Raw genomic sequence first — 14,226 nt, 5'->3', positions numbered from 1 at the left:
GTAACCACATCACCGGACCACCTGGCCCGAGCGCGGGCCGCGGACTCCGACCGCCGACGGGCCCGTGTCCTCAAGGTTCTCGACAAGCTGACCGCAGACGGCGAGGAGATCACCACCTCGTCCTTCGCCCGCGCCGCCGGCGTCCACCGCAGTCTGATCCACCGGCACGGCGACCTGCACGCGGCCGTCCTCGCCCGCGCGTCCGAGCCTCCGCCCAGCACGGCGACCGGGACGCATGTCAGCCGCCAGTCGCTGCTGGCTGACGTCGCGAATCGCACGGCCCGCAACGGCCGTCTGTCCGCGCACATCAGCCGGCTCGAACGGCGGCTCTCCGAGGCACTCGGACAGACCGCCTGGGAAGCCTCCGGTCTCGGCGCCCCCGCCGACGTCGAAACGCTCACCTGCCGAATCGTCGAACTGGAGCAGCAGATCCTCGACCTTCGTGACGAACTCGCAGAACGGGACGAGGACCTCGCCGCCGCACGCGCCGCGAACCGGGAGCTGATGGCGCAGCTGAACCGCATAGAATCTATTTGACGCCCCTCGTCGAACGGTCTGATCGTCCGGATGCTGGGGCTTCAGGCGGTCGATCGGTGGGAGAATCGGATCCGTGACGACCGGATTTGGGGACTTCGAGCTGACCATGGATGAGCTGCGCGTTGTCGCACGCTACGTTGTGGAGAGCGCTGAGGAAATTCTCCCTGTGTTCGAGGCCGCCAACCCCAGCGATCCTCGACCTCGTGCCGCCATCGACGCCGCACGGGAGTTCGTGAACGGCGCGAGAAGGACCAAACTCCAGCGCATCACCTCCTTGGATGCTCACCGCGCGGCGAAGGAAGCGGCCACCGAAGCCGAACGGCTCGCCGCGCGCGCCGCCGGCGACGCTGCCTCTGCGGCTTACCTTCATCCGATTGCGAAAGCCACCCAGGTAGGTCACATCCTGCGAGCCGCTGCAAGCGCGGCGCTCGTGGGGGAATTGAACACAGGCGGTGATTTCGCCGTCGGGCTCAAGCTGATCGAGCAGGCTCGACAACGCGCCACACCGGTCTTGATCGATGTCCTCAACCGGTACCCCCTCGCACCGACCGGCAAGAGCCGTACTGCACAACTCATGACCATCCTCGACACATCCTTGCGCACGTCCCGCTAAGAGGTGGCGCAGATAGGCGTGGTGGCGCTACCCCGGAAGTAAGACAGGCACAGGTCTTGGTGATCATCGAGTTGCGACGCTCTGTGATCACCGAGGAGACCTTCGCCTGTGCTGCCGGAGAGGTCGTCCTGCGCGGCGACCCCTCCGGTGGGCTGCCAGCGCCCACACATCACCGACCTGATCAGCGGTCAGCCCGCGTCGACTTCTGCCCTCCACATGGAGCGGAGTTGCGCGTCGACGTCGCCTGCCTGGCGAAGACCCGCTTGGTAGGCCGGTTCCCAGGCTGCCAGGTCGCCCATGTCCGAGCCGAACGCGCGCACCGAGGCCGGATCGGGGCCGATGGTCACCACGGTGCCTGCCCCCACGGCCGCCAGCTGCTGGTTGAGTGGCTCCCGGGGAAACAGGTGGGCCATCGGCTCGACCACGACCAGCGTGCGGGCTCCAACAGCGAGATCGGCGTTGGGGCCCGCACGCAGCGCACCGTCCATGTACCGCCGGCCGTCGATGGCAACGGGCGGCGCGGCCCCGGGGAAGGCGCTACTCGCTGCCACCGCGTGCACCAACGGCACGCCGCTGTCGCGGTCCCACACCACGGGCTCGGATCAGGCACAGATTCCGTGAGGACGATCAACGGGGTTCGGCCTCGGTTACGCAACGTCATCTGGGACCGTGGTTGACGTTCAGGACGGGGTTATCGGAGCGGTCCTTGTTCGTCGATGAACACGGGGGGCGTGGACAGGAACACATCGGCGTTCACGGGGCCGTAGGCGATGTTGAACGTGTCCAGCCAGTACGACCAGCCCCGGGTCCCCAGTGCGCTGCTGAAGCGGTAGTTGAGCTGCCAGCGCAGCCTTGGTCCACGACCACTGCCGACGCTCAGGCCTGGTCGCACCTACGCCGACTTCCCGGGCGAGTGCGGCGGCTGGTGCTGTACGCGCTCACCGATGCCCTGGCCCACACCTATCTCCTGGTCGGCACTCTCGCCGCCTACCTCCAGCAGCAAGGCGTCGACGACGACCTCATCCGCCGCTATCTGCAATCCCCCGACCCGGACCGCTACATCAGCCAGGACGCCCTCGACCACCTCTCCGGACTCATGGGACACCCCGTCCCGGACGGCGAGCTCGAATCCACCTGGGCACTTCATCGGCCGGCAGATCGCAGCTCACAGGCAGCGAGTAACCTCGCCTGTGAGCCCGCGTCGCCCCCACGTCGCAGTTGCATCGGCCACAAGACGGCCCCTTGCGGTCGCAGGGAGATCCGGAGACGCATGTATCTCCCCCGATCAAGACTTCGTGGCAGGCGCGAAGGCGATGGTGAGCTCGATCGCGTTGTGAGCTTCGAGGCGCTCCAGGTCAGCGGGCTTCGGTGCCAGGGCGCGAGTGTTGGTGGCGAGGTGGAGGGTCGCTGCGGGGAGCGGCCTCGGTGCGGCGGGACGCGCGGTCTCACGTGCCGGTCCAGGAGTGCGGCGCGGTGGGGACGCCGGAAGCGGGAGTGCTCATCTGGTCCTCGCAAGCACCGCGGAACGAAGGGAAACCCCAGCCAGTCTCAGTGTGCCCGTACGTCGTTGCGGATCGCGTCCACTTCGCCAGCGAGGGCATCAAGGTCCACGTCTTCGTAGCTGACCGTCGAGCGCAGAGCCTCCGACACCGTCACGACCGTGGCGGCATCGGCCCAGCTGCACGACGCCTCCAACGTATCGAAGTCCACGTCAGGCATTCGGCGAGTGGTCACGCGGCACTGCAGCGGCTCCTGGGAGCCAGGAGGAGTGATCGTGCGAGGCCCCGCCAAGGGACGCGGCCCGTTGTCCCGGTGGTCCAGGATCCGCAGCAGTTCATCGCGCGCTGTCACAGGGCTCAGGACGGTGCCGTAGACACCGGTGACCGACAGGACCAGCGCCTGTGAACCCTTGCCTCCGGGGTGGTAGGCGCCGAACGCGGCTGTCGGGTTCTCGACCTGACCCGTCATGAGCTCGGCCAGCGTTTCGTCCGGGCCTGCTGCATCGGGGGCACGTCGGTATCGGCCGTTCGCCAGGGTGTCCGGCATGACCAGTCGTTTATACGCGGTCGGCTGCGGTTTCGGGGCGCCCTGCGCTGTGCCCGGGTCAGAGCTACCAGCGCATCCAGTCGCCGCCGCTGCCACGAGAACAACAGTCCACCATAGGTGCCTCACCACAACACTCCCCGTACACAGAACCGCAGTTGACCATCACAGCTTCGCAGAGCGGATCAGTGGCACGCACGCGCCGGGCCAGCGCGGTCACATCTGGGCAGGAGGCGAGAGGTTCGCCAGGGACCGGCGCAGCAGCCCTTGTGAACCATGTCTTTGTGGCATCCAAGCGCGCTGTTGGCCGGAACGTCCGGCAGCATGACATCGGCATCAAGGGTCGTCAGAGCCTGAGCCATGGCCGCGGCGACGGCGGGCTGCTCGGCCTGTGGGCCAACGATCCGCACGTATTCGGCAGCCGGAGCGGACAGCGGCAGAACCTCCATCCGACCGGTGACGCTCCGCTCTCGGACCACAGCGAGCGCCGCCCTCGGGGTCCCGAAGCGTCCTCAGCGACCAGGACCAGCAGTTCGGCGCCGGCGGGCAGTTGATCCGCGTGGGCGGCGAGCCACCTCGGTGACTGATACGAATTGGCAGCCGAGTCGTCGTGGGCTTCGAGCGGCCAATCGATGGAAGCCACAAGTGGCAGAAGTTTGAAAGCCACACTCGACGCGGTCGGCGTACGTTTGGACGCCATGCGGATCACGAAATACACCCACGCATGTGTACGGCTTGAACACGATGGCCGGGTGCTGGTCATCGATCCCGGGACGTGGAGCGAGCCAGCTGCCCTGACCGGCGCGGACGCCGTGCTGGTGACGCACGAACACGCCGATCACGTCGATGTCCTTCGCCTGGCGGGGCTCGGCGTGCCGGTCTACGCCCCGGCCGAAGCGGATATTCCACGGCTGGAGGTCACCGGGGTTGCCTCCGATGCGGAGTTCACCGCCGCCGGCTTCCGCGTACGAGCGGTCGGCGGGCGTCACGCGTTCATCTACGGCGGCCAGCCGGACTGCGCGAATCTCGGCTACATCATCGACGAGGCGGTCTATCACCCCGGTGACGCGCTGTATGTCCCCGAGCAGTCGATCGAGACGCTCATGGTTCCGGTCCAGGGATCGTGGATGAAGATGGCGGAGGCGATCGACTTCGTCAAGGCGGTCAAACCGCAGCGGGCGTTCGCGATACACGACGCCCAAATCAACGATCGCGGCCTCAGCAGTGTCAACGGCCGGCTCGCCGAGGACCCGGCTCCGCCCGGGGGAAGGGCTCATGCCAGAGCGGTAAGGGCTTGAACACGGTCTGCGGCCGGGTCCCGCCCTGCTGGCGGTCGCGCACCCTTCCCGGAGCAGTGATGGTGAAAAGTCGTGATCCGCTGAAAGAAGGACGTGTAATCGGATGTAATGACGCATGGTCGTCAACAGACTTGTTCCTGATGTCGCTTTAGTGGCCGTGACCGAGGACGCTGGCACCGATCGGTCGTTACGTGACTTCCTCAAGAACGCCGGGCTGCGCCTCGTGGACGAAGGTCCAGCTGACGTGGTCGTTGTTCTGATTTCGGTCGCAGCAGTGGACGATCCCGAATGGCGGGAACAGGTCGAGCAGCACCAGGACGTGCGGTTAGTCCCGGTTCGCATCGACGGGGTCCGCAGCAGTCGAGCACCCGAGCACCTGCGTCCCATCAACTGGGTCACGTTGGATCCCGCCTCGCCAGTCACCGCATTCGGCACCGTACTCGTCGCCGCTCTCAGCGATCCCGAGCAGATGCGCGAACTACGGGATCTGCGCGGGCAGACAGAGGCATGGATCCGGGCTAGCCGAGGACCGGAGCATCTGATCGCCGACCACCGGCAGGCGGCAGAGGCCCACGGACTGATGGCCGTACTGCGGGAAGACGGTTACATCGACACCAGCGGTCCCGTCGGTGAGTTCGTCGAGACGTCATATCGGCACACCGCACAAAAGCGGACCAAGAAGAGGCGGCGGCGCATCGTCGGCACCGTGCTCGCCGTCGCAATGCTGCTGTTCGCGGCGGCCGTTCTGCCGCGGATCCTGAAGACCAAGGGTACGGACTTCAACGCCCTCGTGTCGTTCGGCGATCCGGCGAGCGCACGGGTCATGCCCGAATGGATGTCGTTGCAGTCGGCGTCGCTTCTGCTGCGCGGCAATGCCCAACAGAAAGTGCTGGCCCGTCAGACGCTCGCTTCTCTGCTGTCCGTGCCATGGTCACTGCGCGGGCCCGCCATCGGAATCGAAGGGCGCAGGGAGGCCGTCGACGGAGTGGCTTCGCTGCCCGGCGGCCGGCGCGTCGCCCTCATGGTCCGCGACGTCTCGACCAACGTCGAGAACCTGGCGCTCTACGACGTGCACGAGGGCACGGTGCCCTGGCAGTTGCCGCTGGGACCCGGGTACATGACCATCGACGCAGGCCCCGACGGCCGTACGGTCGTGGCGGTGGGCAAGCGGGACGTCGCCGTCGTCGACACCTGGTCCCGCAAGGTGCGGCGCCTCGCTCGCACGGAAGGCGCCAACGCAACCGTACGGATGACCAGGCGCGGAGACGTGATCCTGGCGGAAGCGCATCGCCTCCTCGTCGGCTCGTCCACCCACGGACGTTTCCACACGGTCGGTGGCCGTTACGACAGTCTGCTGTCTGTGGAGCCGACCACGGACGGCGGCGCGCGAGCCCTGGTAACCGCGGGCCCCGGCCGGTACCAGCTCCTGAACGCGCTCACCGGGGCAGTGCTGGCGAGCGCCGACACCGGCAAGCCGATCCTCACCGCCGGCGCCGTCGCGCCCGATGAGGCGTACGCCGTCTTCATGGGAGCCGACCGGCAGATGTGGACCATGCGCCCAGGCCGATCCCCCGCTCCCACCGGCATCGCCGTACCGGAACGCACCACGACCGTAGGTCTACTGGCGAAGGACCGGGTGGTTGTGGGCGGCCAGGACCAGCCGACGCACGTGATCCGGCTGACCGACGGAAGCGACCTCGGGGTGGTGTGCCGTGACATGCCCCAGCTGGACATCCTCGTGATGTCCTCCTACGGGGATCTGCTCGGTTGCCGGGGCCCGTACGGCCTCACCTTCTGGCAGGCACCGGCCGGACCTCGGCACGCCCTGGCCGGCGACCGTCTGCACACGGGAATCCGGGCCGCTCATGGCTCAGTCGTGGTGCAAAGCAGCGGCGACAGCGTGCACATGGAGCTGACCGGACACGGCGAGGCGACCATGAAACTGTTCACCACCGACGTGGAAGCGCTGGCCTTGTCACCGGACGGTTCCCAGGTGGTGGCCGCGACGGCGCGGGGAGATGTGGCCGTCGTGTCTCTGTGGACGTCGGACGGATACGCCCGTGAGGTGGCGCGATGGCATGTCCCGGGCGGCCGTTCCGCAGTGGCCGTCGGCTGGTCCGGCTCTGCGCCGCTGGTGCGGACAGCGGGCAACGAGGTCTGGCAGGTGCCCGGCTGTCCCGGCTGCACCACTGACCAGGGCATCGTCGCTCGTCTCAAGGAGCGTCTGTCAGGCTGCTGGACCACCCGCCAGCTCAATAATGTGGACGACGACACTCGCCGCGCCCTCGGCGTCACCCAGTGCCGGCCGCTGCCGGAACCCGAGGAGGACTGAAGTGCTGCATCACGTCTTCATCTCCTACAGTCGGCTCGACAGCACCTGGGTGGACAACCTGGTCCGGGAGCTCGAGGCACGCGGCATCGACTACTGGATCGACCGTCGAGGGATCCCCTTCTCGGTGCCCTGGCGGGAGGAAGTGGAGGACGCGGTCCAGGCGGGAGGCCTGTTCCTCGTCTGCGACTCCGAACACTGGCGCGCCTCGGCACCATGCGCCACCGAGGCCGCCTACGCGGTGCAGTACGGCAAGGTACGTCTGGACATATCCGTGGGCCAGGACCTCGGCTCCGCCGCCGATCAGGTGGGCCGAGCGTTGCAGCACGCCGTCCGCCGCCACGGAACGGCAACGGAACTGTCCGTCAAGGCCCGGGACTGGAGCCGTCATGGGCGTGGAGGCAAGGGGCTCGCACCCCTGAAACTGGGCCGGAAGTTCGCGGCTCTGCGGAAGGAACGCGACCTGTCACAGGTCGAGCAGGCATACCTGGTCGCCAGTCGTCGCCGTACCCAGCGGCAGGTCGCGGTCTCCGCGGCGCTGACACTGCTGCTGGTGGTGGCGTACACCTCCGCACGGGTCGCACCGGGCGTGGAGAAGCGGGTCAACGAGCAGCTCGCGGAGCAGGCCGAGCAGTTCATGAAAACGCAGGCGGCGCTCTCTGTGATCGACCGTGATCCGTACCAGGGCCTGCGCCTGGCCGCCGCGCTCGGGGGCAACGAATCCGCCAAGGACGCTGCCGTCCTCGAGACGGCGCTGGCAGTGAACCTGCCCGACGACGCCTTCAGCCTGTCCGCCGAAGGACGGCAATTCACCGATCCCACGATCGACGCCCAGGTCCGGGTCACCGCTAAAGACGGCACGGTCTGGGCCCGGCGAGCGGACGACCGTACCCGGCGTTCGGCCTCCCACCTCCCGCAGGCGGAGGCCCCCTCGGCGGCTGGGGCCGGTGCAGGAGACAGCACGAGCCCGACGGTGAACGTGCAATGGCAGCCCGGAAGCACCCGGATTCAGGTGCTGCGCCACGGCAAGCCCTGGCGCACCGTCGTCCTCGGGTCCTCCGCACATGCAGCTCGCCTGTCCCCCGACGAGAGATGGTCTGCGGTGGCCACCGATACGGGGGTCACCCTCGTCGATCTGACCCGGGGCACGGTACGCGAGGTCCTGCGTGGGGCGCCCGCTCCCCTGACAGACCTCGCGTGGACTGCACGGGGCGACCGGATCTGGGGGCTGAGAGGCCGGTCGGTCTTCTCCTGGAAGGTCTCCGACGGCGAGGTGGTCCTCGACAAGCCCGACGAATGGTTCCAGGACGTTCTCCCGGCCCATGACGGTGCACACCTGTGGGTCGTAAGCAGGGAAGGCAAGCTGCGGCTGGTGGCGCGTGCCACGGGAGCCGTCATCCGCACACTGAACGTCGGGGGCACGGTCAACTCCGCTGCAGTCAACCCGAGCGCGACCGACGCGGCGGTCGCGGGCGCAGAATCGAACGGGATGCGGATCGTCGATCTCACCACGGGCAGGACAAGCCCCGTCCGGATCCCCTCGGGATGCGCATCGGCGAGACCCGTCTATTCCCGTGACGGTCGCAGCCTGTACGTGCCTTGCCTGAGCGGCAACGTACTCGTGATCGACGCCCGCACGCGCCAGGTGACGGGTGAGATCGATGTGCCCGAGCCCGGTGTCAACGCCCTCACCCTCGTCCCCTCGGGAAACCAACTCCTGCTCGGGACGGGGAAGGGTTCCGTCTATTCCGTAGCCCTGCCCCCCAGCTCCTCGCCGGCCTTCCTCTACCAAGTGGGCTGCGGACCGCGCATCGCTGACATCGCCACCGCGCCCGGCCCCTGGATCCTGCCGGTCGGCGAAGGCACCGGTCTGGCCGGCTGCACCCAGGTCGCCCGTCCCAAGGACGACGGCAGCCTTCGGTGGGACAGTCTCATCGACTCTCCGCCCGACTCCGTCCTCGCCCTAGCGGCGGTGTTCGATCCGTCCGGTAGTGCCTTCGCCATCGGCTTCAGCGACGGTTCCGTGGCCCTCCACCCGAGCACCAACTTCTTGCCCCGCCAGATGCTCCCCCACATCGTCGGGGGCGTGCGGTCTCTGCTCTCCCTGCCGACCGCTGGTTCCGGCGGGAGAGGGGGCGACCTCTATGTCGCCACCCGGTCGGGACTGGTGATTCGAGTGCCATGGTGCACGAGTTGCCTGAGCAACAAGGCCATGGTGCGGACCGCCGATCAGCGGCTGCGACGGGCTCAGACCATCGGCCTGTACAGCCCTTCGGCCCCCTCGCCCACCCCGACTCCTACGGTTCGGAAGTCCACTTGACCATCCATGTGTCGTTGAGGACCGAGATGACCTGCTCGCATCGGCTGACGAGCGCGTCTTCGGCCTGCTCCGTCCGGTCCCCGGACAACTGCCACTCCGCGATGAGCCGTTCCAGCTCATCGGCGGTACGAAGGAACTCCAGCTCCTGGTATTCGTACTTGCCGGCCATCGAGTAGGCGGCCACGGTCGCTGAGACGGTGGAGACCACTGCGACCCAGGCCGCGGCCGACTGCACATGAAAGGCCCCGCTGCCCGCGCCGAGCACCACGGCCAGACCTCCGAGTGACAGTTCAGCCCGTCGTATTGAGCGCAGCCGGCCGCGCATCCGAAGCGCCCTCGGCCGGTAATAGCCCACGATCTGGCCTTGCACTCGGACTCGCACATAGGAGTCGAGGTCGTGGACGTCTGGCAAGGGGCGCGAGGAGTCAGCCGGAATGTCAACGACATGATGCAACAGATCCACGGCCTCCGCCCGCACGGCGGCCAAGGCGTTGTGCAGCACTGCCGACGCATCCGCCTCCCGGTACGGGCCCGCCTTGGCCAGACAGGTGTATACCTCCGCCTTGAATGCCTCACTCACCGAGCGCAGCCGGGTCCAGTCCTGGATCTGCCGCTGGCCCACCTGGCCGTTCAACAGAGGGACGACGCCCGCAGCGATCGCCGCTCCGAAGGCGAACCATGCAGCGGTGACGGCGTGCGCGGGCCCGGCCTGTGCTGCCGCCGCTCCCAGCAGCGCCGCCAGGACGCCGCTCAGCAGGGCGGCGGCTCTGACCCTGCCGATCAGTCGTTTCTGGCGATTGGCAGCCGTGGACCAACTGGCCTGCTGCGCCCAGGAGTCCGAGATTAGTCGTGTTGCTTGAGCGGGCTGCATGGACTGATTATGCGCAGCGGCAAGGTAGTTCGATGCCCGATGGGAGAAACGCCGCCCGCTCCACCGACCGGACCGGCCTGCCAAGCCGACTCAGTCCATATCGCCGTCCGGCCCGGCGGGCGCAGCGGGTACGTCCGTTGTGCCCAGCGTGGCGCACTGCCGGGAGTGGAGGCGGGGCACGTCCCAGCAGGAACGCACCACTACGACCAGGGGTTCGGGAGGCAGTACCCGCGGCGGCCGGGACGCGATGTTCACGAGTTTCGACAGCACCGGCCGCTTCTGGAGTGATCCACATGCCGATACCCGTACATGCGCTCGCCTACCGGCCGTTGACCGCCGGAGCTGTCGCCGAGCTCCTCGCCCTGCCGGCCGCGCCGCACGTCCCCGATGACGTCGATGCCATCGGCGCGGAGATGCAGCAGCGCGGATGGAGCTGGGAACACGAACTGGTCTGCGACTCCTTCCGCACCGGATACGGACACGTGCTCTGCACCGATGGCCTCAGCCCGTTCGGGCATCCGGACGTCCGGTACTTCCTGGTCTTCGGTGAGCTGTATCCCGTCGACCCGGACGACGAGCAGGTGACCAACGTGCCGTGGCTGAACGACCTCATGGCCGACCGGCAGCAGTTGCCCGGCTGGAGCAGCTGCAGACCGGGCACCGACCAGGACTGCGAGACCGTGCTCGCACACGCAGCGCAGGCAGCGACCGAGCACCTCGGCACAGCCCCTGCGGTCCCGACCTGCCCACCGCCAACGACGAAGACGGCCTGGCCAGATGGATCACCGCGCACGTCGACTGGTAACCCGGCCCTCACACGGGCCAGGCGCCGACGTCGATCTCGTCTCGACCATCAAGACGTTTTGGCGGCGACCCTGGCGCGCAGCCTGTCGCGAACGGTGGGCCATTCGTCTGAGAGGAGGCTGTAGTACAGCGAGTCGCGGCGAGTGCCGTCCTGACGCCGCATATGGCTGCGCAGGGTTCCTTCGTAGACCAGGCCGAGGCGGGTCATGGCGTGCTGGGAGCGCTCGTTGAGATTGTCGGTGCGCAGGGCGAGCCTGTCGAGTCGCAGTTCATCGAAGGCATACCCGAACAACAGCAACTTGGACTCGGCGTTGTAAGGCCCTCCCCAGCAAGAACGATCGAACCAGGTCGCGCCGATTTCGGCGCGGCTCTCGGCCAGGTCGAGGTCATACAGACTGGTCGACCCGATCACGGCGTCGTCGTCGTTGCGTTGCACGGCGAAGCACCGGCGGGCCGGGTCCGCGATCATCTGGCTGAGCAGCGCGTGCATCTGCGTCACGGATTCAGGACGCCGTCGCGGCATCCATCGCCACACCTCCGGGTCGGACGCAGAGGGCAAGAGGGCTTCGGCGTGATCGGCGGATAACGGCACAAGGCGGACAGTGCTACCGAGGAGAGAGTTGTTGTTCACCGCAACACCGTAAAGCCAATGATCACAAGCCCACATGCCTGCCGGATCGCAAACAGGCACTGAGCTTGTTCTTTAACCTCCATCCGGCCCCGGCAGGGTGGCTGGCGGGCCTGAGCGCGAGCGGTCGAATCGGGATGCGCTGTTCTGCGAGGCAGTTGCATACTCACCGCATGGCCTTGTTCTCTGCTCGGTTCCGGGACCCGCGCAACACCGAGTACGACTTCATCAGCTTGATCATTGTGCGGTGCCCCGGTTGCGAGAAGGCCGCCCGTGTCGTTCCAGCGCCCGAAGACTCCGGTCCCGGGGGGCGGATTCTGTTTAGGCCGCGGCGCCTGGTCTGTCATGGCTGCGGACTGTCACGGGTGTGGAGCGGCCGTCTTGTCACGCTCTCTGCCGGCACAGCTCAACCAGCGACGGATCCGTACTTCGGTATGCCGCTGTGGCTCCAGGTCGAGACCCGGCACGGGTGGTTGTGGGCGTACAACCTCGAACACCTCGACTTGATCCGTCGTTTCGTCCAGGCATCGCTGCGGGAACGAGCGCCCTGGTACGACACCGGACAGAAGATGACCTTGGTGGCCCGTCTTCCGGCATGGATCAAGCGGGCGAAGAACCGAGACGAGATCCTGCGTGCCGTCAACCGGATCCACGCCTCACTGGTTGCCGCCTGACCTGACCCCCTTCCAGCGTCCGAACGGTACTCGAACTTGATCTCTGGTTCTGCTGTTCAGCGGACGTGCGGGCGGCCTCCGCACGATCATGTGCTCCGACCAAAGAGGCACTTGACCAGTACGAAGGCCGTGAGGGTGAGTCTGATGCCTGATGCTGTTCCGGCGGAGGGGTTCGCGAACGCCTCACGCTTTCGGGGCGACCTATTCGACTGCCTGACCACGCGCGGGGACGAACTGTTCGAGCTGGTGGACGCGTTGCTGTGCGCAGACGGTCCGGTGACCTCGCCGGTGGACCTCACGCTGACGGCTGAGCACCGGCGCGGGCACGGCGCAATGTACGACGCGTTGAACAGCGGGAACATCGACGTGCCCCGGCTGCGGCAGGTGCTGGCCGGACTGCCGATGCCGCAAGCGGCCGACGGGCGGCTTGTCCTCGCGGTCGACATCAGCCACTGGCTGCGCCCCGACGCGCCGACCAGCCCGGAGCGCCTGTTCTGTCACGTCTACGGCCGCAGCGGACGCTCCTCGGACCAGTTCGTGCCCGGCTGGCCGTACTCGTTCGTCGCTGCCCTCGAATCGGGCCGGACGTCCTGGTGCCAGCTGCTGGACGCCGTCCGCCTCGGCCCCGAGGACGACGTCGCCGAGGCGACCGCTGCCCAGGTCCGCCGTGTGGTCGAGGACCTGATCGAGATGGGCCGGTGGCACTTCGGCGACCGCGACATCCTCATCGTCTTCGATGCCGGTTATGGCGCCCCGCGCATGGCCCACCTCCTCGACGGCCTCCCGGTCGAAGTGCTGGGACGGATGCGCTCCGACCGCGTCATGCGACGGCCGACGCCCTCGCTCAAGGAGTACGCCCTGGCCTATCCCCAGGGCGGGCGACCGCCGAAGCACGGCAAGGAGTTCCGCTTCGCCAAGCCGGACACCTGGGGCGAGCCGGACGCGGCCACGACGCAGGTCACCGACCGGTACGGCACCGCCCGCGCGATGGCCTGGGACCGCATCCACACCCGCCTGACCACCCGCTCCGCGTGGATCGACCACACCGGCGAACCCCCCATCATCGAAGGCACGCTGATCCGCCTCCAGGTCGACCGCCTGCCTGGCGGAGGCGACCCGCTCCCGCTCTGGCTCTGGTCGTCCGCCACCGGCCTGAACAGCGAGGACGTAGACGTGCGCTGGCAGGCGTTCCTACGGAGATTCGACCTGGAGCACACCTTCCGGCTGATGAAACAGACCCTCGGGTGGACCCGGCCGAAGCTGCGGACCCCCGCGTTCCCTGCCCGAACCAGCGCGATGGCACGGGCGCGGAACTCAGCGGGATAGGCGCGGGGCATGCCGGCAGCCTTTCGTGAAGGCCGGCAGTTAGCCACCAGAACTGGAACTTGAGAGGTGGGGCACGTCAACCTGTAATTGTCGACGGTGTACCTGTCGCGCACCTGGTCCGTTGCGTCGGCGATCCCGTCGCTCTGGCTGCCGAGGCGCGCTTCCGTCTGGTAGACGCCGTCGCCGGCGCAGGAGTAGACAGCCAGGTCGGGATAGCGGTCGTGGTTGTAGTCGGCGACGGCGATACCGCGTGTCTCACCAAGGTCGAGGTCGCGGGCGCGCTGGCCGCCGCCCGCGGCGGAGAACGGCCCCCACCGAACCTGGGCGACGCGCGGGTCGATCGGATCGTCGCCGCGCCACTCTCCCGTGGCCACCACCACAAGGTCGGTCCACCCGTCTTGGTCGAAATCTGCGACAGCGGCCAGGACATCGTGCTGATCCTTCCCCGCACTGCCGGCCAGTTGCCTGGCCCCCACTGGTATGCCGTAACCGGAGTCTTTGCCGAAGGCAATGGTCAGCCGCTTCCCGACACGTGACGGAGGGGAGACGCGATCGGCGTGGCCGTCGCCGTCCACATCCAGACGAGATCGTTCGATCGCGTCAGACAGGACTCGATCGAGGGCCTTCCGGTGGGGCGCGGGGGTGCGGGCGGGTCGCCGGCGCACGCCGCGATCGGCAGCAGTGCCGCTCCCATGGCCGCCGCCACGGTCCCCCGCGTGATTCGGATCCGGACAAGCGGGTGCGTGTGGGTCTCCATACGCGTCCAGACGCCGGTGGATCACG

Annotated in this window: 16 protein-coding genes and 1 pseudogene; 9 read left to right on the top strand and 8 right to left on the bottom strand. The window is 67.7% G+C overall.

The features are described from left to right. Positions 1–9: 9 nt before the first annotated feature. The gene (locus ACFWDI_RS26600) at positions 10–645 is read right to left on the bottom strand and encodes a hypothetical protein (protein WP_385307437.1); all 636 of its coding nucleotides are present in this window, start codon (positions 643–645) and stop codon (positions 10–12) included. On the opposite strand from ACFWDI_RS26600, the gene ACFWDI_RS26595 reads away from it, so the two are divergent. Then, positions 611–1,150, top strand: a complete 540-nt coding sequence (locus ACFWDI_RS26595; RefSeq protein ID WP_385307436.1) for a putative immunity protein — start codon at positions 611–613, stop codon at positions 1,148–1,150. The two genes, ACFWDI_RS26600 and ACFWDI_RS26595, sit on opposite strands and share 35 nt — an antisense overlap. A 188-nt stretch (positions 1,151–1,338) precedes the next feature. On the opposite strand, the gene ACFWDI_RS26590 is transcribed toward ACFWDI_RS26595, so the two are convergent. From ACFWDI_RS26590 to ACFWDI_RS26575, 4 genes are all read right to left on the bottom strand, one after another. Further along, positions 1,339–1,740 (bottom strand): patatin-like phospholipase family protein, encoded by a 402-nt coding sequence (locus ACFWDI_RS26590; protein WP_385307538.1) that lies wholly within the window; start codon positions 1,738–1,740, stop codon positions 1,339–1,341. Between the two features lie 101 nt (positions 1,741–1,841). Then, complete coding sequence (locus ACFWDI_RS26585; protein WP_385307548.1) at positions 1,842–2,042, bottom strand: hypothetical protein; 201 nt, start codon at positions 2,040–2,042, stop codon at positions 1,842–1,844. Next, a complete protein-coding gene (locus ACFWDI_RS26580) occupies positions 2,043–2,297 on the bottom strand; it encodes a hypothetical protein (protein WP_385307435.1) in 255 nt (84 codons plus the stop codon). Positions 2,298–2,698: 401 nt separating this feature from the next. After that, positions 2,699–3,196, bottom strand: a complete 498-nt coding sequence (locus ACFWDI_RS26575) for a hypothetical protein (RefSeq protein ID WP_385307434.1) — start codon at positions 3,194–3,196, stop codon at positions 2,699–2,701. A gap of 281 nt (positions 3,197–3,477) precedes the next feature. Between ACFWDI_RS26575 and ACFWDI_RS26570 the strand changes: the two genes are divergently transcribed. The 4 genes from ACFWDI_RS26570 (at position 3,478) to ACFWDI_RS26555 (ending at position 9,140) form a co-directional block, all read left to right on the top strand. After that, positions 3,478–3,747 carry a hypothetical protein gene (locus ACFWDI_RS26570; RefSeq protein WP_385307433.1) on the top strand — a complete coding sequence of 90 codons (270 nt, stop codon included), beginning with the start codon at positions 3,478–3,480 and terminating at the stop codon, positions 3,745–3,747. A gap of 144 nt (positions 3,748–3,891) precedes the next feature. Further along, complete coding sequence (locus ACFWDI_RS26565; protein WP_385307536.1) at positions 3,892–4,491, top strand: MBL fold metallo-hydrolase; 600 nt, start codon at positions 3,892–3,894, stop codon at positions 4,489–4,491. A gap of 115 nt (positions 4,492–4,606) precedes the next feature. After that, on the top strand, positions 4,607–6,823 hold the full coding sequence (locus ACFWDI_RS26560; RefSeq protein ID WP_385307431.1) for a hypothetical protein: 2,217 nt from the start codon (positions 4,607–4,609) through the stop codon (positions 6,821–6,823). Between the two features lies 1 nt (position 6,824). Then, entirely contained in the window at positions 6,825–9,140 is a 2,316-nt protein-coding gene (locus ACFWDI_RS26555) for a toll/interleukin-1 receptor domain-containing protein (RefSeq protein WP_385307430.1), read from the top strand. Here ACFWDI_RS26555 and ACFWDI_RS26550 read toward each other — a convergent pair. Then, positions 9,118–10,011 carry a DUF4231 domain-containing protein gene (locus tag ACFWDI_RS26550; protein WP_385307428.1) on the bottom strand — a complete coding sequence of 298 codons (894 nt, stop codon included), beginning with the start codon at positions 10,009–10,011 and terminating at the stop codon, positions 9,118–9,120. The two genes, ACFWDI_RS26555 and ACFWDI_RS26550, sit on opposite strands and share 23 nt — an antisense overlap. A 90-nt stretch (positions 10,012–10,101) precedes the next feature. Continuing rightward, positions 10,102–10,281 (bottom strand): hypothetical protein, encoded by a 180-nt coding sequence (locus ACFWDI_RS26545; protein ID WP_385307427.1) that lies wholly within the window; start codon positions 10,279–10,281, stop codon positions 10,102–10,104. 23 nt (positions 10,282–10,304) lie between these two features. On the opposite strand from ACFWDI_RS26545, the gene ACFWDI_RS26540 reads away from it, so the two are divergent. Further along, positions 10,305–10,940, top strand: a complete 636-nt coding sequence (locus ACFWDI_RS26540) for a hypothetical protein (protein ID WP_385307426.1) — start codon at positions 10,305–10,307, stop codon at positions 10,938–10,940. Here ACFWDI_RS26540 and ACFWDI_RS26535 read toward each other — a convergent pair. Then, on the bottom strand, positions 10,865–11,446 hold the full coding sequence (locus tag ACFWDI_RS26535) for a GNAT family N-acetyltransferase (RefSeq protein ID WP_385307425.1): 582 nt from the start codon (positions 11,444–11,446) through the stop codon (positions 10,865–10,867). The genes ACFWDI_RS26540 and ACFWDI_RS26535 overlap by 76 nt on opposite strands. A 170-nt stretch (positions 11,447–11,616) precedes the next feature. Here ACFWDI_RS26535 and ACFWDI_RS26530 point away from each other — a divergent pair, with 170 nt between their 5' ends. The 3 genes and pseudogenes from ACFWDI_RS26530 (at position 11,617) to ACFWDI_RS26520 (ending at position 13,979) form a co-directional block, all read left to right on the top strand. Then, positions 11,617–12,117: a hypothetical protein gene (locus ACFWDI_RS26530; RefSeq protein WP_385307424.1), complete on the top strand. Its 501-nt coding sequence runs from the start codon at positions 11,617–11,619 to the stop codon at positions 12,115–12,117. Between the two features lie 144 nt (positions 12,118–12,261). Then, positions 12,262–13,389, top strand: a pseudogene (locus ACFWDI_RS26525) (transposase); the annotation flags it as partial. Between the two features lie 275 nt (positions 13,390–13,664). Further along, on the top strand, positions 13,665–13,979 hold the full coding sequence (locus ACFWDI_RS26520; RefSeq protein WP_385307423.1) for a hypothetical protein: 315 nt from the start codon (positions 13,665–13,667) through the stop codon (positions 13,977–13,979). Positions 13,980–14,226: the final 247 nt, after the last annotated feature.

Origin of the sequence: Streptomyces sp. NPDC060064 (assembly GCF_042736455.1) — a bacterium.
Lineage (GTDB): Bacteria > Actinomycetota > Actinomycetes > Streptomycetales > Streptomycetaceae > Streptomyces.
This window is presented reverse-complemented; position numbering and strand designations above follow the sequence as displayed.

What these genes read in the sequence shown, in the direction of transcription:
- ACFWDI_RS26600 (WP_385307437.1), bottom strand. Translation starts at nt 645, where the DNA reads ATGGTCAGCTCGAAGTCCCCAAATCCGGTCGTCACGGATCCGATTCTC.
- ACFWDI_RS26580 (WP_385307435.1), bottom strand. Translation starts at nt 2,297, where the DNA reads ATGAAGTGCCCAGGTGGATTCGAGCTCGCCGTCCGGGACGGGGTGTCC.
- ACFWDI_RS26575 (WP_385307434.1), bottom strand. Translation starts at nt 3,196, where the DNA reads ATGCCGGACACCCTGGCGAACGGCCGATACCGACGTGCCCCCGATGCA.
- ACFWDI_RS26565 (WP_385307536.1), top strand. Translation starts at nt 3,892, where the DNA reads ATGCGGATCACGAAATACACCCACGCATGTGTACGGCTTGAACACGAT.
- ACFWDI_RS26560 (WP_385307431.1), top strand. Translation starts at nt 4,607, where the DNA reads ATGGTCGTCAACAGACTTGTTCCTGATGTCGCTTTAGTGGCCGTGACC.
- ACFWDI_RS26550 (WP_385307428.1), bottom strand. Translation starts at nt 10,011, where the DNA reads ATGCAGCCCGCTCAAGCAACACGACTAATCTCGGACTCCTGGGCGCAG.
- ACFWDI_RS26540 (WP_385307426.1), top strand. Translation starts at nt 10,305, where the DNA reads ATGCCGATACCCGTACATGCGCTCGCCTACCGGCCGTTGACCGCCGGA.
- ACFWDI_RS26530 (WP_385307424.1), top strand. Translation starts at nt 11,617, where the DNA reads ATGGCCTTGTTCTCTGCTCGGTTCCGGGACCCGCGCAACACCGAGTAC.